Source organism: Subsaximicrobium wynnwilliamsii, from assembly GCF_007997225.1.
In the GTDB taxonomy this organism is placed as follows: domain Bacteria; phylum Bacteroidota; class Bacteroidia; order Flavobacteriales; family Flavobacteriaceae; genus Psychroserpens; species Psychroserpens wynnwilliamsii.
The window spans coordinates 41,453-67,085 of the sequence record NZ_VORM01000009.1 but is presented as its reverse complement, the minus strand read 5'-3'; the positions used below and the strand labels follow the sequence as shown (position 1 = coordinate 67,085).

Genomic DNA, 25,633 nt, shown 5'->3' with positions numbered 1-25,633 from the left:
CGCATGGGCAGAGGGGGCCTATTCCGTTCTCAAACTTTTCACAGGGTTTGCAATGGCTGCTTTTATGGCTTGAAAGCTCACGGTTAAAAGGGTTATTAGCAATGCAGCGCCTCCAGCAATCAGAAACACCCACCACTCAATCGTTATTCTGTATGGGAAATCCTGTAACCACTTTTGCATCACAACATAGGCAAGCGGTGCGGCGATAATGAAGGCGATGCCTACCAACCGTACAAAATCCTTGGTTAAAAGTCGTACCATATTTTGAACGCTGGCCCCTAAAACTTTGCGGATGCCGATTTCCTTTTTCTTCTGTTCGGCCACGAAAGAAACGAGTCCGAATAAGCCCAAACAACTAATCAAGATGGCCAAGGAAGTAAAGACCACAGAGATTTTGCCCAGGCGTTTTTCTTCAGCATATAATTTTTCTACTTCCTTATCTACAAAGTTGAAAACGAATGGTGTGTTTGCATTGATATTTTTCCAGCTACGTTCCAGATCGTTCAAAAGATTTTTATAGTTATTGGTATTGGCCTTAAGTATAATCCAGCCCGGAGACGTTTCATTAAAAATAAGCATGGGAGCAATTTCTTCTTTGAGGGAAGCAAAATGATAGTCCTCGGCAACACCCACCAGTTCATGATTTGTTGAACTGCCCTCATTGGCTTGTACTAAAATGGAACCAATAGCCTTATCCAACGGAATATTAAAGGCATCCAAGGTTGCCTTATTCACAACGACCTGAATACTGTCATTTGAACGAAGATCACGACCAACCAATAATTTGGTGCCTACAGTATTAAAATAATTAGGACTAACACCAGTGTAATGGACCAAAGTTAGATGGGTTGGATTTTTACCTGGGAGGTGCATCCCCAGATCGCCTAAAATCAATTCTGAAGGGTAATTATTACTTCCTGAAACCTCGGCAACTCCTTTTATTGATGAGAACTGGGTTGCTAGGGAATTGAAATTGCGCAAATCCGTTTCGGTTCCCAACCGAATGGCTATAAGGTTATCCTTATTAAAACCCATATCCATTTTTTGCGAATGTCTTACCTGTTGTGAGATGATGATCACAGAGGAAATCAATCCAATCGAAACCACGAACTGAAAAACTACCAAGCCCTTTCTTAAATAGCCGTTGCCTATATTCAGATTTACCGAAGATTTTAGAACCTTTACGGGTTTTATGGAAGAAAGAATCAATGCAGGATAGAGCCCGGCGATAAGACCGGTCAAAATACCAAGGCCCAAAAGTGTTACTAAAATAGGCCATGAAAAAATATTTGAATAGCCAATTGCACCTTGGGTCAATTCGTTTACAAATGGCAAGGCCAAAGCGGTAAGCGGCAGGCTCAACACGGAAGCAAAAAGTGACAGCAAAACCGATTCTCCCAAAAATTGACGTATCAAGTCCCCCTTATCGGCACCGATGGCTTTACGCACCCCAATTTCCTTCGCTCGCTTATTGGCGCGTGCAGTACTCAGGTTTATAAAATTGATACAAGCCACCAACTGAATAAAAAGCGCTAAAATAAGCAACAAATACAGATAATTGATATCTGAAATTTTGTCGATTTGGCTTCGTATCCCTTTAGAATACAAATGGATATCTGAAACTTTTTGCAAAGAAAGTGACTTTTCAAAACCCACAGCTGCGAGGTCTGCTGCTCCGTGTCTTTGGAGAAATACAGGTAACTTTTTTTGTAATCCTCCTACATTTGCACCCGTAATTAGTTTTACATAAGTGAGCGCAAAATTCTGGGTGGCAAAATTCTGAACAGAGCGCACAAAACTTCCCACACCATTGGAATTCATTGTGAGTATATAATTTGGGTTCAGGTGCGATTTTCCAAAGTCATCTTTGAAAACACCTTTTATCGTCAGTGTTTGCTGCCCTTCTCCACTTCCCAGCACCAAAGTTTTTCCCAATGCTTTTTCGTTACCAAAAATTTTCATCGCCAAACTTTTCGAAAGTACCACCGCATTTGGCGCATTTAAAGCACCTTCTGGTTTACCTTCAAGAAATGGGTAGTTAAAAAGCTTGAAGAAGGTAGAGTCTGCAATGTATCCCCTTGGTTCATAATATGCTTTGTCACTTCCTGTTGCGCGTAAGAGACCATTATTTCCTTCTCCAAAATAGACCACTCGACACACTTCTTTTACCTCAGGATAATCTTCTTTCAATGCAAATGCGATGGGTGGAGAACTTCCAGCAGATACTTGTGTTCCTATACCATCTGACGTGACAGTAGTCGTAATTCTATAAATCGAATTGGAATTCTTGAATTGCTTTTCATAACCAAACTGCGCCATCACATAGATTAGGATGCTCAAACAGCACACCGTACCCACCGTTAGCCCCAGCAGATTGATAAAGGTCTGTAGCTTATTCTTCTGAAGGCTTCGCCACGCGATTTTAAAATAATTCCTGATCATAATTTTCTGTTTTTAGAGACCTCACAGTCCCGATAGCTATCGGGATGAAAACCTGTGAGGTCTTTTGTTAATCCATCCAACTGTTTTCTCCCCTTTTGGGGGAGATGCCCGCATGGGCAGAGGGGGCCTATTCCGTTCTTAGACTCTTTACTGGGATCTTACTTGCTGTTGAAAGCGTTTTCACGCTCATGATAATTAATGCCAATGCGACGATTCCAAAACCGCTGGCAGCGAAAATCCACCAATTGAGTCTTGTTTTATAAGCGTAATCCTGTAACCAATTGTGCAAACCATAATAGGCAATCGGTGCAGCCACGATGAAGGCTACCAATACCAGCACTATAAAATCCTTGCAAAGCAATAGGTTGAGTTGCGCCAAGGATGCGCCCAATACCTTGCGGATGCCAATCTCCTTGACACGACGCTCAGTGGTATAAATCACCAAGCCCAAAAGCCCGAGACAACTTATAAGTACCGATAACCCTGTCGCCCAGTTTAAGAGCTTGGTCATGCTACTTTCAGTTTGATAGAATTTTGCAATGGTTTGGTCAATGAATTCCATTTTGAAATCAGATTCCGGATACACAGTTTGCCAAGCAGTTTCCGCCTTTGCGATGGTTTCAGGCCAGTTTTTGGAACCCTGTTGATTCAGCTGCATGTGAATGGTGTTGAATTGCGAATAACGCTTTCGGCTCCAATCCCCCACAAAAGCCATGGGTTGAATTTGTGTTTTCAATGAGCGCTGGTTAAAATCTTCCATGACCCCAACTATTGGGACGGCATCCTTTCCTTGGCCGAGCGTTTTGCCGATAGCTTCTGCGGGACTCTCAAATCCCAGTACTTTCCTGCAAGCATCGTTGATGACGTACTCGTGGATGGTATCATTGCGCAGTTTTCGGCCAGCCAATAATTCGATATCATAAAGATTGAGATAGGCCTCATCGCCATAAAGCAATTCCAAATCGGTACGTACTTCGGTTTTCCCATTCAGATAGACCACTTCCGTGGCATGCGTATTAAATGATGCCGGTGGAGAACCACCGAGACTGATGTTTTCGATTTGAGGAATTGCTTTCAATTTTTGAATGAAGACTTCCCTTTTCTGAAGCGACTGGTCCATCCAAGGGGTTCTGATGTAGGTGATGGCTTCCGTTTTAAAACCCATATCCTTTTCCATAAGAAAATGAATCTGCTTGCCCACTGCCACGGTGGAAATAATAAAAACCTGTGCGATGATGAATTGAAATACGATCAAGCCCTTCCGAAGTGAAAGATGGCTATTGGTTATAAATATTCGATTTTTAAGCACCGAAACCGGTTTGAACGACGACAATACCATCGCAGGATAAAAACCAGCCAATACAGCAATGATGACCAACAAGAGCATTCCGAAGCCAATAATAAATGGGTCGGCAAAGAGACCAAAATGCAGCCCTTCAGGGAGGAAATCGGCAAACACCTTAATCAAGCCCGCTGCCAAAAGAATTGATAAAAACGCGGCAAAAAGTGTCAGCAAAAAGGTCTCCCACAAAAATTGAAATATGAGCTGTTTTTTAGAACTGCCCAGCGTCTTGCGAATACCGATTTCCTTGGCGCGTTGCGTGGCTTGGGCGGTATTTAAGTTGATGAAATTAATGCAGCCCAAAATCAGTAAAAATGCAGCAATCCAGATCAAACTAGTGAGCACGGTTTTATTGGCGTTATAGTCCGTAAAATCGAAAACACCATAATTTCCACCAAAGTGAAGTTCGCTTAAAGCTTGCAGATAGAAGTGGCGATGTTCATTATACTTTACCGCATTTTCGCTCTCGTTTGATTTGGCAAAAACATCCAATTGGCGCTGTACCTTAGAACGTGCATTTTTGTCATTGAGCTTTACAAACAATTGGGTGCTGGAGCTGGTGCTGTTCCAATTATCATCAGTAATCTGATCCTGCATGTAAGACTGCTTGCCAGTGTCCAGCGAAATGATTTCTTCAAAAGTGAAATCGGTTCTGTCCTTGAAATTGGCTACGATTCCGGTTACCGCTACAGCTACTGAATCATCATAAACTAAAGTCTCGCCTAAAATCTCATTGTAACTCTTGTTGGGGAAGTATTTTTTAGCCCGATTTTCAGTGAGCACCACCTTATTTGGCGCATCAATGGCCGAAATCGCATTGCCTGCAAGCCATTCATAATTTAAGAATCCAAAAAAATCGGGATCGGCATAAATCACGCGTTCCGGATTATTAAATGCTTTGGAAAAACCAGCATTCATGACCTTACTTGGTTCTGCGGTAAAAAAAGCGGTGGATTGCTGAATGCCGGTTAGCTTCTGTTTGACTTCAGCAATCAAAGGCACTGAAACCCCGTAATTGTAATCCTCCCCCTCGGGCGAATTATAAACCGTTGTCACACGGTAAATGAGATCTCCATCTTTATGGAATTTATCAAAGGTAAAATCATAGTAAACCATCAAGCCAATCACAAAGGACGCGCTCAAGCCAATGGCCAAACTAATCACATTAATTGCAGAGAAGCCCTTGTTCTTAGAGATGTTCCGCCAGGCGATTTTGATGTAGTTTCTAAACATGATTTTTATTTTCTTAGACCTCACAGTCCCGATAGCTATCGGGATAAAAACCTGTGAGGTCTTTTGTTAATCCATCCAACTGTTTTCTCCCCTCTTGGGGTAGATGCCAGCATGGGCAGAGGGGGCCTATTCTGTCTTTAAACTTTTTACAGGGTTGGCAATTGCGGCTTTAATGCTTTGGTAACTTACCGTAAGTATCGCAATGAGGATCACTAAGAATGCTGCAAAGGCTAATATCTCCCAACTGATCTGTATGCGATAGGAAAAATCCTGTAACCATATATTCATAACAAACCACCCTAATGGTAATGCGATTGCAGTAGCAATAGCGACTAATTTCAGAAAGTCTGTGGTCAACCCAAAAGTGATTTGACTCACACTTGCTCCCAGTACTTTTCTGACTCCTATTTCTTTAGTTCGTTTTTGGGCATTAAATGCAGCCAGACCAAAGAGACCTAGACAGGCTATGAAAATAGATAAGGAAGTAAAAACAATAAAGATGTTGCCCAATCGACGCTCTTCATTATAAGAGGTATCAAATGCGTCATCCATAAAGCGATAATTGAAGGGCTGGCCAGGAGCTTGTTCATTCCAGATGTTTTCAATACTTGAGATGGCACTGGCAAAGTCATCTGTTTGCAATTTAACAGCCATTGATCCGGTTGACTTATTCAGGAATAGTCCCAGCGCACCAATGTCTTCTCGCAAAGATTCATAATGAAAATCCTTGATCACTCCAATAATGCGATAGAACACAGGCTTCCCAAGTTCGACGTCCTCTGTGATTCTTTTTCCAAGAGCCTCCTGTGCACTTAAACCAAGTGTTGTAAGTGTGGATTCATTAATGATAGTGGCGGTAGAATCTGCTACAGATTGATTGTTAAAACCTCGGCCGGCGATTAACTCCATTCCAAAAGTTTTCATGTAATCGTGATCGACATCCCAAGTTTGCATTTGAATCGCAAATTTTTGATCCATAGCGTCTTCTCTAAAAAAGGAACTATTGGATCTAGCTGAAGCTATAGGCATAAAGCTGCTCAACGTGGCGCTTTTAACTGCGCTCAAACTTAGCACCTCGTGCTTAAAAGCATTTACCTGTTGTCCTGCTGCATAGCTGTCACTAATTACGAGAACCTGTTCTTTACTGTATCCTAAATCTTTGTTCTGTATAAATTGCAATTGTTGAAAAATAACGAGTGTTCCTACAATTAGAAATACAGCAATCCCAAATTGAAATACGACAAGCATGCTCCTGATATTCCATTTGCTACCGTTTTTAAATCCATTTCCCTTGAGTGTCTCCACGGGAATAAATCGAGATATGACGAAAGCTGGATAGCTGCCAGAAAAAAGTCCCAATACCATCGTAAAGAGTAAAATGGCAACATAGAATAATGGCTCTGTGAAAGGAATTGAAATAGTTCTACCAGCAAGGTCGTTAAAAAAGGGCAGCGCAATAAAAGCTACTATAACGGCAAGAATCATGGATGCAAAAGAAATCAAACTAGATTCTGTCAAAAATTGAACTATTAATTGGATTCTATTAGACCCTAATGTCTTGCGTATGCCTACTTCCTTAGCTCTTTTTAAGGAATGCGCAGTGGATAGGTTCATGAAATTCACGCAGGCTAAAAAAATAAGGAAGAACCCTATAAATGATAGAATGTATACGTTTTGGATGGTTCCCTTTTCGCCCATTTCAATCTGGTTGTCAGAATGGAGGTGAATATTTGTCAACGGTATGGTATGATACCTTATGTAATTTCCAGATGCTGCAAAAGATGCTGCAGTCATACCAGGAAATGTCTTTTGAGCCCAAGGCAATATATATTTTTCAAGCAAACCATCCAGTTGTAGTTGAAAATGATCCATTCGGGTTGCTGGCAACACCTTAACGAATGTAAAGTAGTTATTACTACCCCAAATATTCTCTCTGGAGGCTACATTTCCGGCCATTGCCATAAATATGCTGTAATCCTTAAGAAAGGAATTTTTAGGTAAATCCTCCATGACACCGGTTACGACATATGTATCTTCATTATTTAATAAAAGACTTTTTCCTACTACGTTGATACTGCCAAAATGATTTTCAGCAGCCGTTCTGGTCATTACTAGGGTATTGGCTTCCTTGAGTGCTGTTTCCTTGTTACCATCAATAAGTTCAAGACCGAACATATCAAAAAAGGTAGCATCCACGTAGGTCGTTGAGAGCTCTTTGATATTGGCCGATTTATCACTGCTTCTAAATAAATTACTGCCAAGGATTCTAAACCGAACTGTATTTTCAACCTCAGCAAAATCTCTTTGTAAGGCCGCCGCCATAGGTGGCGCAGTTTCAGCACTTTTAATTTCTGCACCGCCAAATTTGATGTCCATATCAATGCGGTATATACGACCAGCATCTGCAAACATCTTGTCATAGCTCAACTCATCATATATATACAACCCAATCAATAAGCTGCCAGCCATACCTATAGCTAGACCAAACGTATTGATCAAGGTAAAAAATGGCTGATTTTTTAAGCTTCTAAATGCGATTTTAATATGATTCCTAAACATGATTGCTCGTTTTTTGATTTTTGATTGATAGACCTCACAGTCCCGATAGCTATCGGGATGAAAACCTGTTAGGTCTGGCATTGACGATTACTTATTAATTTCCGTCCCAGTAAGAGTTCCCCTTTGGGGCTTAGGGGGCTACCGAACTCTTATAATCCGCCAAAATATTCTCTGTGACTTTTTGCCCATCCAACATTCTAATAATGCGGTGGCTGTATTTCGCATCGTGCTCGCTGTGTGTGACCATGATGATGGTGGTGCCGGCTTCGTTCAATTCGGTCAACAGGTCCATGACTTCGTTACCGTTGCTGCTGTCCAAATTTCCCGTGGGCTCATCGGCAAGAATGAGTTTGGGATTGTTAACCACAGCTCTGGCGACTGCCACACGCTGTTGTTGCCCTCCAGATAATTGCTGCGGAAAATGTTTCCGCCGGTGCATGATGCCCATCTTTTCAAGAACGGCATCCACGCGTTCCTTCCGTTCGGCAGCTTTTACGCCAGTATAAATGAGCGGAAGCTCTACGTTTTCAAAAACCGTAAGTTCATCTATCAAATTAAAACTCTGGAATACGAAGCCGATGTTGTGTTTCCGAAGCTCGGCACGTTTTCGTTCATTAAAACCTGCCACCTCAATATCGTTGAAGATGAAGCTGCCGCCATCGGGATCGTCCAACAAGCCTAAAATATTCAGCAAGGTGGACTTGCCACAACCCGAAGGCCCCATGATGGCGACAAATTCGCCTTCCCGAACCTTAAAGGATAATTTATTCAAGGCAATGGTACGCACTTCTTCTGTGGCGTAATACTTTTCTAAATCTATTATTGTTATCATAGTGTATTGGTATACTTAGTTTATTTTTTGTGTCATTCCGTGCGAAGACCGGTTGTTATTCAGAGCGCAGCGCGGGAATCTATTCAAATTTATAGTTCAGACCTACAAGTATCGCTCGTGCCCTGCCTCTATCGGCAGGCAGGCAGGCAGGCAGGCAGGTCGGGTTAATCTTTTAAAATCAGCTCTTCCACATCGCCATAATTATCATAACTGCTAGTGATGACTTTATCGCCTGGTTGCAAACCAGAAAGGACTTCATAGTATTCGGTGTTTTGGCTGCCTAAAGTGATATCCACTTTATAAGCAGTGTTGCCATCTTCACTCACTTTAAAAATCCAATTCCCACCAGTTTGCTGAAAAAAGCCTCCCTTCGGAATCAATAAGGCTTGTTTTTCATCACTTAAGGCCAAACGTATTTGTAAGGTTTGTCCACGACGGATGCCTTCAGGCACATTTTCCGAAAATTGCATATCCACTTGAAATCTGCCATTGGTCACTTGCGTATAGACCTTATTAATGCTGAGCTCGAAACTTTTTCCGTCGAAACTGAAGCTACCGGTTTGCCCCGTATAAATTCTTGAAATGTAATGCTCATCGATATCGGCGCGCACCTTAAAGCCACTCAGCACATCAATTTGCCCCAAACGTTCGCCTTTGTTTTTAGACTGGCCAATTTCAGCATCTAAAGAGGTCAATTGCCCATCTACTGGAGCTTTAACCACAAGGTCGGCGACTTTACGGCGCATGAGCTCAAGCGCATTTTGGGTTCGGGCATAACTGCTTTGCACTTGGCCCTTCTCTTGTTTAACCGCAATGGAATCCTGACTCAGGATTTGCTTTGAAAGCTGCATCCGTTCCTTCTGATAGTCGTATTCATTTTGTGCCTTGATCAAATCCTGTCTGCCAATGGCACCCTTTTCATAAAGTCTGCTATTGAGGTCGTAAACGCGTTTCGCTTCAATCAAACCACTTTCCACATCGGTATATTGGTTGAGTTTATTGATGGTGTTTTGAAGCGCCACATTTTGCGAAATCTGCATTTGGGTTAGCAGATTGTACACTTGGGTTTCCTGATTTATCAAGCTCAATTCCAAATCGGTGTTGGAAAGTCTCAAAATAGGATCTCCTTTTTTGAGCACCGCGCCGTCTTCAGCCAACTTTTCTTCCACGCGACCACCTTCCAAAGCGTCCAGGTAAATAGTGGTAATGGGCAGCACGATTCCGTTTACTGGAATATTCTCCTGAAAAACGCCTTGTTCCGCAGCATTGATGCTAATGCGTTCTTTCTCGACGTTCAGTTTTGAACCGCCCATAGACGATAGAATCACAAAAACGATTAAAGCCAACAACAGGAAGATGCCCCCTATAAGTAATAAGTTTTTAGTGCTGAATCGTTTTTTTTCCAATAGAATGTCCATAGAGTATGTTGTTTTTCAATGGATACATTGTGAATATGATGCCAAAACCATAATACGTTCATTTTTAGAGTTATAAGTTTTTTTACTGAATAAAAAGTGTTCGGTTTTAAGACACTCCCTGTTCGCTGCCGACACAGTTTTATTAATTCTAAATTATGGATTCAGAATTCACAGTTAAAAGACTTGAATTTATTAATATTGTATCCTTAGTCTTCGGTAATAATTTTAGAATCTTTCGATTTAGCTCTATTTCAAATGGTTTTTAGTAACCTACCAGCAGGAAAGGCCTTAAGACTTAACCAAACAGCAATGCTATTTTAACTATGCTTCTCCAAAACTCAAAAATATTGGTCATCGACGATGATGAGGATGTGCTCATCGCGCTTCGGCTTTTGCTAAAATCGAAAGTAAAAGAGGTAGTAACCAATAACAATCCCAACAACATTCTCAACCTCATGCAGCAACATGCCTTTGATGTGGTGGTCCTGGATATGAATTTTAACGGGTTGGTAAATACAGGTAACGAAGGTATCTTTTGGCTGAATAAAATAAAGAAACAAAGCCCCGAGGTGGATGTGATTTTAATTACCGCTTATGGCGATATTGATTTGGCCATACGCTCTTTAAAGGAAGGCGCTGCCGATTTTTTGGTCAAGCCTTGGCAGAACGAAAAAATATTGGATGCCATACGCGAACGCATTGAAAAACAGAAAAAACAAGGCCCTAAAAAGCTGCATTTAAATGCCGACACCAAAATAATTGGCGACAGTGAAGCGATGCAGGATGTCTTTGTTAAACTGAAGAAAGTAGCACCAACCGACGCCAACATTCTCATTTTAGGGGAAAACGGAACAGGAAAAGACCTTATTGCCAAGGCGATTCACGACAATTCACTGCGGAAACACAAGCCTTTTGTAAAAGTGGATGTAGGCGCTTTAACCGAAACACTTTTTGAAAGTGAGCTCTTCGGATATAAAAAGGGAGCATTTACCGATGCCCGGGAAGACCGCAAAGGCAGGTTTGAAGCTGCAAATGGTGGCACACTTTTTTTAGATGAAATAGGAAATATAAGTTTGCGTCAACAAGCGCGTTTATTAACGGTTTTGCAAAACAGGCAAGTAACACCATTAGGCGCTAACCAATCCATATCCATTGACATTCGTTTAATTTGCGCCACCAATGTATCAATCCGCGATTTGGCAGATGAAGGGCGTTTTAGAAAAGATTTGATTTACCGCATCAACACGGTTGATATGACCATTCCACCCTTGCGGGAACGTGGCACAGACATGACCATACTGGCCCATTATTTTATCGATTTTTATGCTGAAAAATACGGAAAGGGAAACTTTAGCCTGTCGGCCAGTTTTATTCAAAAACTGAAAAAACACCATTTCAGCGGAAACGTTCGCGAATTGCAATATGCTTTAGAACGCGCCATTATCATGGCCGATCAAGACCTTTTAGAAGCAGAGGATTTGACCTTTTCGGCGATTGAACAACCGCAAGTGCGAGCGACAGAAAACGAAACCAATCTGGATGCACTTGAAAAAAACACCATCCTAAACGTGATTGAGAAAAACAACGGGAACATCTCCAAATCTGCCAAAGAATTGGGCATTACCCGCGCGGCACTTTATCGCAGACTCCATAAATATGACCTATAAAAGCTACGTCTTCTCGCTTACGATACGGGTGCTGGGCTTGCTTCTTGCGCTGATTTTATTGGCTTTTGGGATTGCCTGGGTCAAGACCTACGTGATTATAGGAGGTGGTATCCTTTCGGTAATTGCGGTATATCACCTCTATCGTTTTATGGTCAAACGTTTTGTGGAAGTGGATGATTTCTTCGAATCCATTAAATACCGCGACTTTTCAAGATGGTTTGTGGAGACCAAAGGCCCACAGGACATTCGAGAGCTGCACAAGGGATTTAACTTGGTCAACAAAACCATCAAGGCCATAGACAGCGAACGCCAAGCACAGTTTGTGTACCTTCAAAAAATATTGGAGATGGTCAATATTGGCCTCATCGCTTATAATGTTGAAACTGGCGAAGTGCTCTGGACGAACGACTCTTTCCTGAAAACCTTGGATTTCCCTGCGTTTAAAAACATCAGTTTTATTGAAAAAAGAGCGGCAAAAATATATGACGAATTGTTTGAGACCTACCACTCCAACACGACTTCGGTCACTTTGGAGCTGCGACAGGAATCACTTAAAGTCTTGATTTCAGACACGGTTTTTGAGATGGAATCCCATTCCTTCAAGCTCATCGTGCTTCAGAATATTGAAGACACCCTAAACCGCAACGAAAGTGAAGCTTGGAAAAAGCTGTTGAGCGTGATGACCCACGAAATCATGAACAGCATTGCACCCATCACGTCTTTAGCAGAAACCCTTCAGAAAAACATTCAGCAATCCATAGAACACCCAAAAACCACCTCATTGGAACTGGAAGATGTCAATGCAGGTCTCAACAGTATCAAAAAACGCAGTGCAGGCTTGATGAAATTTGCAAAGACCTATCGAAGTCTCAACAAAATCACGCATGTCAATAAAACCAAAATCAAAGTTTCTGAGCTGTTCGACAACATTAGCGAGCTCATGAAACCTTCTTTGGAGGACAGGGAAGTGCAACTGATTTTCAAGTTGGACGATCCCAATTTGCTTTTTGAAATTGATGCTTATCTTATCGAGCAAGTGCTCATCAACCTCATACTAAATGCCTTCGATGCCACAGAAAGCGTCGTGAAACCACAGATAACCGTATCGGCGGCCATCGGTTATAAAGGCGCTGCCCAAATCAAGGTGAGCGATAATGGCAAAGGCATTCCAGCCGAAATCATGGACAGTATTTTTGTGCCGTTTTTCAGTACCAAAAAGACCGGAAGCGGAATTGGGCTAAGCCTTTGCAAACAAATAATGCTCTTGCATGGCGGTAAAATTCAATTGCAAAGTATAGAACATGAAGGCACAGTGGTAAGCTTGTTGTTCTAGGATTTTCAAGCTCAAAATGTGGTTTTGACACCTGTTTTCTATAAAAAAATCGCCTCGACACTTTACTATTTTGAGTTACTTCCTATAGAGCGATCGTTGTTCCTTTTCGTATTAAACCATGGACTAAAGTACCATGGATTTCTTGAGAGTGGCGCCATTAAAAAGAACGGCCTGTTACAAATCAAACCCTTAGACGACAAAATTTATATCTGAAAAATGGTATTGATTTATGCTCCAACATGCGCTTTAGATTAAAAATCAAAAACTTTCGTGATGGCTAAACTTTTAGCTAAATTTATGAATACTCGTGAATTGAAATAGTTTGAAAATTAATGTCTTAAAAACCAATACATACTCAAGCAAATTTGTAAAAGTCAAATTCGTTTAATCGCGTCTCATCTTTAATTTCTGAACTATGAATTATGACCAAGAAGCAACCAATCAAGATATATTGCTATCCATTCCCATTAAAGTTAGTTTTATAAGCTTAAAAAATTACTTAAATAAAGAGTTCAAAGGGAAAATCATCAGTAGGGATAATTCTAATGGAAAGCGTATCAATTACTTTAAGATACTCGAGATTGATATCGCCAAAAGCACTATCAAAAAGTACAATTTAGAATTGATAGTTAAATTAGAAACCCTAACAACGCTCTACAAAAGTCGAGAACTTGAAATCTCAATTCAAACCTTTGTGAACATGGATATGGAATCCCAAAAAATTTTTATTGAAACTTATAAAATTGACAGTACAGGAAAAAGTTGGTTTGCTAATCAGATGCTGAAATCTGTGATCAATACATTTATGTATCGAAAATTCATCAAAAAACTCAATATTGAATTATTACCAATTATAACTGAAAACCTGATGCTGTTAAATGCAAAGCTTGCTTCTAAAATTGAAATCAAAAGTGGAATTTCGGTTTTAGGAGCATTGAATGACTTAACTGTCACTCATTTTGAGATAAAACAAAAAAATATATGGATCATCATAACAATAAATGGGTGGGGCATCATTGACGTAGAAAACTTGGATTTCTAAATGGCATTAAAATTTGGGGTTATTTTAAATTCAGAAAATACACTGAACATGACTAAGACTATTTTCTAAAAAGATGCAGTCTCAAGTTGAATCTCGCGAAAAAAGGGAGTCGCTGCATGCATCCCTCAAAGTAAATTTATTTACGTACTCAGATTTTTATTCCAAAGCCGTGCAATAGAATGAGTCTCAACCCAACATAGAACACAAGTATTGCTGTAAGGATTCCTAAAATCTTTAAGTTGAATTTTTTATTGGACAGATAAGATCCCAGACTTCCACCGAGCACAACTGCAATAATAAGGTTGAATACAAGATCATAGTCCAAACGAAAGGTTCCTGCTACGTTAAGGCCCACAAGTCCCGCAAGAGAATTCACGAGGATAAAAACTGAAGCCAGCGCAGCAATGATTCTGGGATTTTCCCATTTAAGTAAGTTCAATACTGGAGACAAAAATATCCCACCCCCAATTCCAGAAATACCAGAGAGCAATCCAATACTTCCTCCTAATAACAGCTTCTTAGGATTGGAAAATTCTACAGATTCTAATCGACTTTGAACAAGTTTCAGCAGCATAAATATCCCTGCCAATAACAAAGCACAACCTAACACTAAGAAAAATGAGTCTTGCGAAAGCTTCACCAGTGCTCCTAAATAGGCCATTGGGATGCTTAGCACAAAAAACGGCCAAAGCAATTTTGGTTTTAGAACCCCATGCTTCATATAAACGATTGTTCCAATAGTAACCACACAGATATTTAAGATCAAAGCTGTGGAACGGATCTCATAAAAGTCGGTAAGCACCAGACTCAAAATTGCCAGATAACTTGAGCCCCCTCCAAAACCAACGGAACTGTAGAATAAGGCAATAAAGAAAAAGATAAAGGGCAGGTATTCTATAGGCATGCTATGAGATTAAAAGACATTGTACCTGTTCCCCTTTTTTAAGCGAAGTTTCAGCATCTATAAAAGCCAACGCGTTTCCTTGTGCCATTGATAAGATCATAGACGACCCTTGCCCGTCCAGGATCTCAACTTCACCATTGCTGATCTTTGCTTTCAAAAATGAAGGCCGATCGCCTCTGTTCTCAAAATCATGGGAAATAAGGAAAGCGTATCGTGGCAATCCGCGTTTTTCTGATCCGCTAAGCTGATAAAGAAAATGCAATACATAGACGTAGAAACAACTTAAGGAAGATGCAGGGTTTCCTGGTAAAGCGAATACAAATCTCTCTTCTTTTCTTCCAAAATAGAGCGGTTTTCCAGGCTTTTGAAAGACTTTATAGAACTGCTCTTCCACTCCGTTCTCTTCCAGTGCCTGCTTAACAAAATCATAATCTCCCACTGAAATTCCTCCGGAAAGAATTAAAACATCTGCAGTTTCAAGGGATTTTTTTATTCCTGATTTTATTGCTTCAAAATCATCCTCAATTTGTTTCTTATTCCCACATTTAAATCCGAACTGTTCACAAGCGGAAGCCAGTGCGTAGCTATTTGATTCATAGATCTGCCCTACTGCCTTTGGTTTTCCGGGCTCTATCAATTCGTTTCCTGTAGTGATCAAATTAATAAGTGGCTTTCTAAAAACCTCAACGTTCTGGATTCCCAGACTTCCTATCAACCCTATTCCTGCAGGAGTGATGCTGTATCCTTTTTCGAAAACAAGCTGACCCTGGGTTAACTCTTCTCCTTTTCTACGAATGCTCTGTCCTTCCTTCGGCATTTGTTCCAAAGTAAGCTTGTTTCCAGCCACACTGGTTTTCTCCTGCATCATCACTGCGGAAGTGTTTTTAGGAACCTTCGCTCCGGTAAAAATGCGCACCGCTTCAAACTCCTTCAATTCAAACTCCTTCTTGTCACCGGCAGCAACTTCCCCAACGATTTTATATTCCTGAGAAATTCCGCATAAGGCATAGCCATCCATTGCCGAATTATCAAAAGAAGGCATATCAAAGGGAGCATTAATATCTTCTGAAATTGAAAAACCGAGACAGTCACTAAGTTTCCTTGTTTCTGTTTTCAGCTTAACCTTCTGATCTTTGATAATTTTATGTGCTTCTTCAATTGTTACCATTAGCCTCCAATTGAAATCATAGACCTGTTTTGTTCGTAATGGTCGGCATCCATTTTTACATCCATGCCATCACGGGAAAACTTTTTGGTCTTGATCGCGTTTATAATTAGCTCGTTCATTTCCCCACCATTACGCATAGGCGTGAGCAGATCGGTTTCTGAATTTGCGAAAAGACAATTCATCATTTTACCATCGGCAGTTAGTCGAATACGGTTACAATCGGCGCAGAAGGGATTCGTAATCGTGCTTACAATTGCAAAACTCCCTGTGTGACCTTTCACTTGAAAATTTGACGATGTACTGTGCTTTGGGTTTTGTAATACTTCAATATTTCCAAAACGTTCAGAAACAATATCCAGAATCTCTTGTTTTCCGACACCTTTGCTCCAGTCCCATTTATTGCCTTTAAAAGGCATGAATTCTATAAATTTTACGGTCAGATTTTTATTCTTGGTCAGTTCAATAAAATCATTGATCTCATTGTCATTCACTCCTTTTATCAAGACAATATTCAACTTCACTTCCATATCCATTTCAAGAGCCGTTTCGATATTCTTGATGATACGCTCAAAATAATCCCGTTTCGTGATGAAAACCGACTTTGCCTTATCCAAAGTGTCCAAACTCAGGTTGATTTTTTTCAAACCTATCTTCTGAAATAAATCCAGATATTTATCCAGCATAATTCCGTTGGTAGTGATTTTTAGGGTCACTCCCAGTTTTGCCAGTTCCTCTACCAGATACCCGAAATTCTTTCTTACCAAAGGCTCCCCACCGGTAAGCCGAATGGTATCCACCCCTAGATCGCGAAAAGTTGTAGCGAGTTCAATGATCTCTTCAATGGTCATGATATTGGATTTCTCCATCAATTCAATTCCTTCTTCTGGCATGCAGTAAAAACAACGCAGGTTACAACGATCGGTCAGCGAGATCCTGAGATAGGTATGTGCTCTTCCAAAATTATCTACTATTTTCTTTTTTTCTTCAATCATGTCTTTTTCCTTCTATAACTTTAAAAACGTGCAATACGTGCGGGAATATGGCGTCCATACATTCTGCAGCTCCTTTGGTAGATCCTGGCAATGCCAAGACTACCTTTCCGTCTTTTATTCCGGCTACAGATCTGGAAAGCATCGCATAAGGCATGCGCTGCTGCCCGTAATTTCTCATTTGTTCTTCAACGCCTTTCAATTTCAGATCCAGCATTGGTTCTATAGTTTCAGGAGTTACATCACGCGGACTAACGCCAGTTCCTCCCGTAAAAATCACAATATCTGCATCTGCAGTATTTAATGCCGATCTTATGTCTTCAGGTTCATCTGGAATAATAATCCGTTCAGATTTAATTCCAAGTGCTTCCAATTTTGAAACGATGGCCTTTCCTGCTTTATCTTCTCCTTTTCCTTTCGAAATGGTATCTGAACACACAATGACCTTTGCAGTCAATCCTTCAGCATCAATTTTATAAGCAGATTTTCCTCCCTTTTTATTCTGAAGTTTGATTGTCCCGATCTCTACATTCTTGTCGATAGGTTTTAGCATGTCATACATCGTAAGAGCCACAATACTTGCTCCATGCATGGCTTCCACCTCAACACCAGTTTTATAAATGGTTTTTACTTTAACTGAAATCTGGATTTCCAATCCGTTTATCTCATATTCTATCCCTGTATATTCAATAGGCAAGGGATGGCAATCTGGCAACAGCTCTGGCGTTTTCTTTACGCCCAGTAATCCTGCAGCTCTGGCCATTTCAAAAACATTCCCTTTCGGAACTCTATTTTCCTGTAGCGCCTTTATCGTGTCTTCGTTGGAAGTCCTTACTATCGCAATTGCGGTAGCTTCCCTCAACGTATTTATTTTATGGGTTATATCAACCATATTATGTATTCACTTTCCATTGGTGGGTTTCATCTTCGAAAATCTCTTTTCCGAAAATGGGCACATTGGCCTTGATCTCTTCCACGAAATAATTGCAGGCTTCTATTGCAATCTTTCGGTGTGCCGAAGAGGTAAACACAAAAAGGCAAAGTTCTCCAGTTTTTACTTGGCCCAGACTATGATAAATATGGGCACAGGTAATATCGAATTTTGAAAATGCCGCTTCCCTTATCTCATGAAAAACACGTTCTGCCATGTCTTCGTATGCCGAATATTCAATTGCGCTTACCATTTTACCGTCAATTTCATCGGCACGAATTTGTCCTAGAAAGATGCTATGTGCACCAATATTGGTTTTCGACTGATGATTCGCTATTGAATTGGCGATCTTCTCCGGCGGAATGGCGCCTTGAACAAATACTTTCTTTGGTTTTTTCTTATCCATTTATTATAGTTTTTATACCTCCTTCTACATTTTTTAAATTCTGAAACCCGAAATCTGTTTGCAGCATTTCAACTGCTTTCGCACTTCGTTTTCCAGACTGGCAAAACACCAGCACTTCTTCTTGCTCTGGAATTTCATTCGAACGCTGTTGCAGCTCTCCCAAAGGAATATGGATCACATTGGCAGCAGTCACTTTTGGCTGTTCAAATTCCTCCCGAACATCCAGATATTTTTTATCGGAATCTTTCATTTCGCAGTCCATACGCACCGACATGATTCCATTTTTTTTCACTTTTTCGATCTCTTCCGGTTTTTTCTGAATATTCAAAATTTGTTCTGAACCTGAAAGCAGATTCGATATTTTCAGTTTTCCTGAAAGCACATTTCCAACACCCAAAATTATCTTGAGAGCTTCCATCGCCTGAAGCATTCCAAAAATTCCTGGAACCACTCCTAAAACTCCGGTTGCTTCACAACTTACATTCTGTCGGGTTGTCTTGGAAAAAAGACATCTGTAACTAGGCCCGTTCTGATAATTGAACACCGAAAGTTGCCCTTCATTTTTATAGATCGACGCATATACCCAAGGCTTTCCGGCCAAAATACAGGCATCGTTGATAAGGTATTTTGTTTCGAAGTTATCGGTTCCATCAAGGATAAGATCATACTCACTGAAAAGCTTTTCCGCATTATCAATGGTTAAGGCCTCTTCAATGGCAACCAACTCTATTTCGCTATTCAATCGCTGTAACTTTTCTTTAGCTACCAAAACTTTAGACTTTCCAAGATCGTTTTCATCATACAAAACCTGTCGGTGCAGATTGCTAACGGAAATTGTATCATGATCCATCAATCCTATTTTTCCAATCCCTGCACCCGTAAGATATTGCGCTGCAGGACATCCAAGTCCGCCAACGCCAACGATCAAAACACTGGCGTTGCGGAGTTTTTCCTGCCCCGAAACTCCAACTTCATCTAATTTTATTTGTCTGTCGTATCTCATCAACCTCCTGCAAATGGTGGTAAAAATGCCACCTCATCGCCCTCTTTTAATTCTACTTCGTTATTTAAATTCTGATTTACCGCAATTTGTACCGATCCTGCATCTTGAATCTGATATGTTTTGATCTGCTGATCTTTCAATTCTCTTAGGGATAATCCTTGCTCCAGCTCTAAAACTTCTTCGCTTTTCCCGGCTGACTCAGCGATCACACCAAAATATTTTAAGGTCACTTTCATTCTTCCATTTGTTTTAATAATTCTACATCTTCCGAAGTATCCACGTCAAAATTTCCCATTTCGAATTTCACGATCTCAAAATCTAATTTCTGATCATGAATGAGTTTTTTGGCTCCCTGATCTCCTTTCAATTCTTTCAAATCATGAAAAACTTCCGCAGAAAAAATTGCAGGAACTCCAATATCTCCGGCATATTCTGAAAAGGTAGCTTGACTATTTTTGTCCAACTGAACCTGTATCAATGCCTCAATGCTTTCTCTGCTCACAAAGGGTTGATCTGAAAGCAAAATTACTATATGATCCAAATTATTTTCTAATTCCTGAGACCTCAACACGCCTTTCCTGATGCTGGAAGCCATTCCTTCTTCCCAGTTCTCATTTATCAAAATCTCAAATCCCTTTAAATCTATTTTACGTTCTATTTCTTCTTTCCTTGCTCCCAGCACTAAAACTTTGCTGTCAAAATCCATCACTTCTGAAATAGCTATCGCGTGTTGCAATAATGATTTACCTTTAAATTCCACTAATTGCTTTGCATACCCAAGTCGGCTGGAAGAACCTGCCGCAAGAATCATAACTCCTATTTTAGCATTCTTTATCAAACCTTTATTTCTTTGAAATGATTATTTTTCTTCTCATGTATAGGTTCCGACTTCTCTCTTAATGGTCTTGCACTGGTCTGCGTCAATACCGATTGAATTTCAGATAGAATTGAAAGTCCGATTTCTGCAGGTGTTTCTGCTCCAATTTCCAAACCTATCGGGGCGTGGATTTTTTTTGCAATTTCTTCAAAAAGTCGAATTCCTTCAGACTCCAGATCATTTTGCATTCGCTCATATTTCTTCAGTGGACCTAAAATTCCGATATATGGAATTTGATCTTCAGTCAGCAACAGTTTTAACACCGCCAAATCGTAATTGTAATTATGACTCATCAGCACAAAACAACTGCGTTGGTCTATCTCTATATTCTCCAGCGTTTTTTCAGGTTTTGTTACAATTACCTGGCAAGAACTGGTAAAACGTTCTTTATTCGCATGCGTTGGTCTACCATCAGTGACGATCACTTCCCATCCAAGTAAATCTCCCTGTTGTGCCAAGATCTGAGCATCATTCCCGGCTCCAACTATGATCAATTTTATTGGAGGTTGATAATTCTGAATGAATAAATGATGCGTTTCTCCGTTAATAGAAAATTCAGCAAAATGAGATCTTTTATTTTCCAGAGTTAATTGAGCTTGTTGCAGAATAAGGTCTAATACTTCGTTTTCCGGTTTTCTACCTGTATATTCTGAATTTTCATCGATTACCAAAATTGTACCCGTTTGCTCTTTAGATCTGTCTAAGTTGAACTGAACTGCAATTGCCAAAGAATTTTTCTGTGCAAGGACAGATTTAAGCAGTTCACATGAGTTTAGGCTATCCTCATAATCCAGTGGCTCAAACAACACCTGAATGATGCCATTGCAACCCAATTGCGCGCCGATTACAGCGTCGTCTTCATCACTAGTGTCGTACGTGATCAGTTTGTTTTTTTGCTGATGTAAGGCGTGTAAAGCTTTTCTAAGCGCATCGCCTTCCAGGCAACCACCGCTGATGGCTCCAGCAATATTCCCAAATTCATCTACCAGCATTCTCGCTCCGGCACGTCTATAGGAAGAACCTTCCACATGAACAACGGTCGCCAGCACGCATCCGATTCCCTGAGAACTTAAATTTTCGTATTGCGATATGATGAAATCCAACTCTCTCATACCACCGCTTTTTTTAGTTGGTGAACTGTATTCTTTATTTCTTCCGCAGCAAAGTTGATATCAGCCAGCGTGGTATTTCTACCAAGGCTAATTCGAAGCGAAGACAATGCAACTTCATCACTTAATCCCATGGCTTTTAATACGTGGGATGGATTTATCAAATTCGATGTGCAAGCAGAACCACGGGAAACAGCTAGACTGTTCAGTTTTCGAATTAATTGATTGCCATCACTGTTTCCAAAAGAGACATTGGTTGTATTTGGAAGTCGGTCGCTATTCTTTGAATTGATAAGAACATCTTCAATTTCTTCCAAAAGCGCTTCCAGCCTATTTCTTAATTTTGATATTCTGATGGATTCCTCTTGCATTTCTTCAGAAGCAATTTCCGTAGCTTTTCCAAAACCAACAATTCCGGGTACGTTCAAAGTTCCCGGACGCATTCCTTTTTCCTGACCTCCGCCAAAAACGGTTTGGTCGATCTCTACTTTATTCTTTTTATTGATATATAACGCACCAACGCCTTTAGGTCCGTAGAGCTTATGAGAAGAGAAAATGGCAAGATCTAAATTCAGTTCTTTCAGATCTACAGGAATCTTCCCAACCGCCTGCGTAATATCGCTCATCAACTTAACACCTTTAGAATGAACAATTTTTTCAATCTGCTTCATTGGATGAATGAGTCCGGTTTCATTATTAGCAAGCATCAAACAAACCAGAATAGTTTCCGCATTAATGGCATTCTCTAATTCTTCAAGATCGATAGTTCCTTCAGTATCCACATCCAGATACCTGATCTGAAAACCTTCATTTTCCAGCGCCTGCATGGTATCCAGAATGGCTTTATGTTCTGTTTTACAGGTAATAATATGTTTTCCTTTTGAGCTGTTCCTTTTACAAAAGCCGAAAAGGGCAAGATTCGCAGCTTCCGTAGCACCTGAAGTAAACGTGATCTCTGTAGGTTTACAATTTACCAGATTGGAAACCTGTTCCCTTGCGAATTCAACAGCTTCTTCAGCATCCCATCCAAAAACATGATCACTACTGGCATTGCCGAACATTTCAGTAAAATAAGGCAACATTGCATCCACCACTCTTTTATCTACCGGTGTGGTCGCATTGTAATCCAGATATATTTTATTTTTAGTTTTCATTAAAAGCGTTATGTATTTGTAAACATATCGGTTTATAAATTTAAGAAAGGATACGGACTTCTCTTGTGATTTAATGTTATTTTAAGAACTTTAGTAATTTTCCTTCTTGATCTATCAATTGCTTTACCTTCAATTGAAGCGTATCATATTCTTTCATTATTTCTAATGCGTAAGGACTTACTTCAGCGCCTCCTCCATGTTGGCCTCCTTTTTTCAAAATTACCAATGCCTCTTCTGAAAATTGATTCAGTCTTTGAACCATTGCCCAAGCTTTTTTATACGACATGTGCATTTTCTCGGCAGCTTTGGAAAGGGAACCTTCCTTTTGAATCTGTTTAAGGAGTTCATGTGGTCCCGGTCCGTAATACTTTTCTCCATCTGCTTCTATCCAGCACTTGATCTTTAATTGCTTCATTCAAGCGGCATCTTTAGGTCTTTAAATCATCCTGCATGTGTGAAATAAATGGCTGATCATAAAATCGCTTTCCGGTTGCTTTGTAAAGCGCATTCGCTAAAGCGCCCTGAATTGGCGGAAATGGCGGTTCTCCCAAACCTGTAGGATCTATGCCATTCTCTATAAAATAAACATCTATTGTTTTTGGAGCTTCTTTGTGACGAATCAGTCTGTAAGTATCAAAATTGCTTTGCTGTGGCACTCCATCTTTGAAGGTCATTTCACTATAAAGCGCATGACCAATGCCGTCGATGGTACCACCTTCAACCATATTTTTAGCGGCGTCAGGGTTTACCACGATCCCGCAGTCTACAGCACAGGTCACTTTATCCACCGATGGCTGATTATTCTTTACCGATAGGTCTAAAATTTGCGCCACATAAGAGTTATGACAATAGTAGGCAGCAACACCTCTGCTCAATCCGGTAGTGTTATCCCAGCCAGATTTGTCTCTAGCTAGCTTTAGAACCCCAGCGTAACGGGCTGCATCATAATCATTTTCTTCACCAACAGGATTGCTTCCTGCGCGATCCAATAGATCTAAACGAAATTGAATAGGATCCTGACCCATTTCTTCGGACAATTCGTCCAAGAAAGACTGTTCGGCGCCAGCTATAAAATTAGATCGCGGCGCCCTAAAAGCTCCGGTTGAAATATTCGATTCCATACTCCAACTTTCAGCTAAATAGTTCTCTATTGCTCCTGCCGGAAACCGATTCGCAAAAAGCGGACTTTCAGGGATTCCTCCCGCATTTACATGAAAAGCGGTTAGTTTATTATTGGCATCAAGCGCTGCACGATAAGTGACGTGATACGCCGGACGGTATACCCCGTTGGTCATATCATCCTCTCTTGAATACACAAGTTTGATGGGTGTTCCCATTTTTTCAGAAATCACAGCTGCTTCCACAAGAAAATGTCCATACAGTCTGCGACCGAAACCACCACCCATTCGGGTCATTTGAATGTCTATATTTTCCAAGTCTAATCCCAGACGTTTGTTTACACTTTTCTCGGCAAATTCAGGAGTTTGGATTGGGCCTAATAATTCTGCCTTACCTCCGCTAACGTCTGCGAAAAAGTTCATTGGTTCCATGCAGTTGTGAGACAGGAACGGACAGGTATAAGAACGTTCAATAACCCGAGCTGCATTTTTAAATGCCTTTTCAGGATTCCCATCTCGTCTCACAATTTCAGATTTTTTAGAGCCTACATCTGCCATTAGTGTCATATGGATCGAAGTGCTTTCCAATCCGCTGACACCATCCATTCCTGCAGATTTCTCGAGGATTTCAATTTGTTTAACGAGTTTCGGATTTAAATCCCATTCCACCTTTACTTCTTTTTTAGCCTGCATGACCTGCCAGGTACTTTCGCCAACTACGACGACAAGTTTAGAAAATGCTGCGACATCGCTCCATTCCTTCTCCATATCATCAGGATAGGTGTCAATGGTAAACACATCTTTTATGCCTGGCATTCCTTTCGCTTTCGCCGCATCCATCGTTTTGAACTCCATTCCGAAAGCTGGCGGTTGCACAATCATCGCAATCAACATTCCCTCTTTAAAAGTGTCTATCCCGAACAATGGTTGACCTGTAACTATTTTCTTGGCATCCACATTTTTCCGGGAGGTGCCTATAATTTTAAAGCTGTCTATATTTTTTAATTCCACTTCTTCGGGAATTTCAACATTTACGGCAGCTTTTGCGATCTCGCCGTATCCAATGGTACGGTCGCTATTTTTATGACTTATTATTCCGTTTTCAACTGAAAGTTCTAATACAGGAACTTCCCATTGCTTTGCAGCAGCGGTTAGCAACATTTGCCTTGCTGTTGCTCCGGCTGTTCTTAAGGATTGCCAGCCTTGACGAATAGACTGACTTCCACCTGCAAGTTGACGGGTAAAGACTTCAGTATTCAAAGGCGCCTGTTCTACCACTACATTATTCCAGTCTACATCGAGTTCTTCAGCAACGATCATTGGCATAGACGTCTTCACGTTCTGACCAATTTCCGGATTTGGAGAATAAATAGTTACAATGCCGTTATCTCCAATTTTGAGATAGCCATTCAGTTCGAACCACTCCTCTGGCATTTGCATCGCCAATTCCTTTCCACCTTCTTCCGTAGGGCCTTGACACGCTAACCAATTAAATCCTATTATCAGTCCGCCTCCAGCTAAAGAAACACTTTTAATAAAGGATCTTCGGCCCATTGATGTTTTTATTTTAGTCATTTTTATGTATGAATTAAACTGATAATGATTAGAGTTGTGAATCTGAAGCCGTTTTGATGGCAGCCTTAATTCTGGTGTAAGTACCACAACGGCAGATATTCCCGCTCATGGCATTGTCAATATCCTTATCACTTGGGTTGGGATTTTGTTTTAACAATGCCGAAGCAGTCATGATCTGCCCTGCCTGACAATAACCACACTGTGGCACATCATGCTCCAACCAAGCTTTTTGAACTGGGTGGTCTCCATGTTCTGAAAGTCCTTCTATTGTGGTGATCATATTATCTACTGCTGCAGAAACAGGAAGCTGGCAAGATCTCACGGCAGTTCCATTAAAATGTACTGTACAAGCTCCACATTGGGCTATACCGCAACCATATTTTGTACCTACCATTTTCAGATGGTCTCTCAACACCCATAGCAAGGGCGTACTAGGATCGACGTTTACGTTATGATTCTCGCCATTAATGTTAATACTGAATTCTGCCATGATCTTAAATTTTCCTAAAAATTAAGAAATAATTTCCTTTT

21 protein-coding genes are annotated in these 25,633 nt (G+C 40.6%); 3 read left to right on the top strand and 18 right to left on the bottom strand.

Annotated elements, in window-relative coordinates:
- Positions 1-18 precede the first annotated feature (18 nt).
- The 5 genes from ESY88_RS09790 to ESY88_RS09770 all read right to left on the bottom strand — a co-directional run bounded on the left by ESY88_RS09790 (position 19) and on the right by ESY88_RS09770 (position 9,826).
- The gene (locus ESY88_RS09790; protein WP_147087094.1) at positions 19-2,442 is read right to left on the bottom strand and encodes an ABC transporter permease; all 2,424 of its coding nucleotides are present in this window, start codon (positions 2,440-2,442) and stop codon (positions 19-21) included.
- 127 nt (positions 2,443-2,569) lie between these two features.
- A complete protein-coding gene (locus ESY88_RS09785) occupies positions 2,570-5,017 on the bottom strand; it encodes an ABC transporter permease (RefSeq protein WP_147087093.1) in 2,448 nt (815 codons plus the stop codon).
- 126 nt (positions 5,018-5,143) lie between these two features.
- Positions 5,144-7,576: an ABC transporter permease gene (locus ESY88_RS09780; protein ID WP_147087138.1), complete on the bottom strand. Its 2,433-nt coding sequence runs from the start codon at positions 7,574-7,576 to the stop codon at positions 5,144-5,146.
- A gap of 130 nt (positions 7,577-7,706) precedes the next feature.
- Positions 7,707-8,408 carry an ABC transporter ATP-binding protein gene (locus ESY88_RS09775; RefSeq protein WP_147087092.1) on the bottom strand — a complete coding sequence of 234 codons (702 nt, stop codon included), beginning with the start codon at positions 8,406-8,408 and terminating at the stop codon, positions 7,707-7,709.
- Positions 8,409-8,572: 164 nt separating this feature from the next.
- Positions 8,573-9,826, bottom strand: a complete 1,254-nt coding sequence (locus ESY88_RS09770) for an efflux RND transporter periplasmic adaptor subunit (RefSeq protein ID WP_147087091.1) — start codon at positions 9,824-9,826, stop codon at positions 8,573-8,575.
- Between the two features lie 323 nt (positions 9,827-10,149).
- Here ESY88_RS09770 and ESY88_RS09765 point away from each other — a divergent pair, with 323 nt between their 5' ends.
- From ESY88_RS09765 to ESY88_RS09755, 3 genes are all read left to right on the top strand, one after another.
- Entirely contained in the window at positions 10,150-11,493 is a 1,344-nt protein-coding gene (locus ESY88_RS09765) for a sigma-54-dependent transcriptional regulator (protein WP_147087090.1), read from the top strand.
- The gene (locus ESY88_RS09760) at positions 11,483-12,826 is read left to right on the top strand and encodes a sensor histidine kinase (RefSeq protein WP_147087089.1); all 1,344 of its coding nucleotides are present in this window, start codon (positions 11,483-11,485) and stop codon (positions 12,824-12,826) included. Before ESY88_RS09765 ends, ESY88_RS09760 begins: the two co-directional genes overlap by 11 nt.
- A gap of 415 nt (positions 12,827-13,241) precedes the next feature.
- On the top strand, positions 13,242-13,868 hold the full coding sequence (locus ESY88_RS09755; protein ID WP_147087088.1) for a DUF4403 family protein: 627 nt from the start codon (positions 13,242-13,244) through the stop codon (positions 13,866-13,868).
- Positions 13,869-14,016: 148 nt separating this feature from the next.
- Here ESY88_RS09755 and ESY88_RS09750 read toward each other — a convergent pair whose 3' ends face one another.
- From ESY88_RS09750 to ESY88_RS09690, 13 genes are all read right to left on the bottom strand, one after another.
- A complete protein-coding gene (locus ESY88_RS09750) occupies positions 14,017-14,772 on the bottom strand; it encodes a sulfite exporter TauE/SafE family protein (RefSeq protein ID WP_147087087.1) in 756 nt (251 codons plus the stop codon).
- A gap of 1 nt (position 14,773) precedes the next feature.
- Positions 14,774-15,940 (bottom strand): molybdopterin molybdotransferase MoeA, encoded by a 1,167-nt coding sequence (locus ESY88_RS09745; protein ID WP_147087086.1) that lies wholly within the window; start codon positions 15,938-15,940, stop codon positions 14,774-14,776.
- A complete protein-coding gene (gene moaA / locus ESY88_RS09740) occupies positions 15,940-16,932 on the bottom strand; it encodes a GTP 3',8-cyclase MoaA (RefSeq protein ID WP_066434197.1) in 993 nt (330 codons plus the stop codon). The genes ESY88_RS09745 and moaA overlap by 1 nt, the downstream gene beginning before the upstream one ends.
- A complete protein-coding gene (gene moaCB / locus ESY88_RS09735; RefSeq protein WP_147087085.1) occupies positions 16,925-17,821 on the bottom strand; it encodes a bifunctional molybdenum cofactor biosynthesis protein MoaC/MoaB in 897 nt (298 codons plus the stop codon). Before moaCB ends, moaA begins: the two co-directional genes overlap by 8 nt.
- 1 nt (position 17,822) lies before the next feature.
- Positions 17,823-18,266 (bottom strand): molybdenum cofactor biosynthesis protein MoaE, encoded by a 444-nt coding sequence (locus tag ESY88_RS09730; RefSeq protein ID WP_147087084.1) that lies wholly within the window; start codon positions 18,264-18,266, stop codon positions 17,823-17,825.
- Entirely contained in the window at positions 18,259-19,269 is a 1,011-nt protein-coding gene (locus ESY88_RS09725; protein WP_147087083.1) for a HesA/MoeB/ThiF family protein, read from the bottom strand. Before ESY88_RS09725 ends, ESY88_RS09730 begins: the two co-directional genes overlap by 8 nt.
- Positions 19,269-19,505: a MoaD/ThiS family protein gene (locus ESY88_RS09720; RefSeq protein WP_147087082.1), complete on the bottom strand. Its 237-nt coding sequence runs from the start codon at positions 19,503-19,505 to the stop codon at positions 19,269-19,271. The genes ESY88_RS09725 and ESY88_RS09720 overlap by 1 nt, the downstream gene beginning before the upstream one ends.
- The gene (locus ESY88_RS09715) at positions 19,502-20,080 is read right to left on the bottom strand and encodes a nucleotidyltransferase family protein (protein WP_223270791.1); all 579 of its coding nucleotides are present in this window, start codon (positions 20,078-20,080) and stop codon (positions 19,502-19,504) included. The genes ESY88_RS09720 and ESY88_RS09715 overlap by 4 nt, the downstream gene beginning before the upstream one ends.
- Positions 20,081-20,103: 23 nt before the next feature.
- A complete protein-coding gene (locus ESY88_RS09710; RefSeq protein ID WP_147087080.1) occupies positions 20,104-21,258 on the bottom strand; it encodes an XdhC family protein in 1,155 nt (384 codons plus the stop codon).
- Positions 21,255-22,409 carry a cysteine desulfurase family protein gene (locus ESY88_RS09705; protein ID WP_147087079.1) on the bottom strand — a complete coding sequence of 385 codons (1,155 nt, stop codon included), beginning with the start codon at positions 22,407-22,409 and terminating at the stop codon, positions 21,255-21,257. The genes ESY88_RS09710 and ESY88_RS09705 overlap by 4 nt, the downstream gene beginning before the upstream one ends.
- 76 nt (positions 22,410-22,485) lie before the next feature.
- Positions 22,486-22,824: a winged helix-turn-helix domain-containing protein gene (locus tag ESY88_RS09700; protein WP_066434165.1), complete on the bottom strand. Its 339-nt coding sequence runs from the start codon at positions 22,822-22,824 to the stop codon at positions 22,486-22,488.
- Positions 22,825-22,837: 13 nt separating this feature from the next.
- Positions 22,838-25,102, bottom strand: a complete 2,265-nt coding sequence (locus ESY88_RS09695) for a xanthine dehydrogenase family protein molybdopterin-binding subunit (RefSeq protein ID WP_147087078.1) — start codon at positions 25,100-25,102, stop codon at positions 22,838-22,840.
- 28 nt (positions 25,103-25,130) lie between these two features.
- A complete protein-coding gene (locus ESY88_RS09690) occupies positions 25,131-25,592 on the bottom strand; it encodes a (2Fe-2S)-binding protein (protein WP_147087077.1) in 462 nt (153 codons plus the stop codon).
- Between the last annotated feature and the right edge of the window lie 41 nt (positions 25,593-25,633).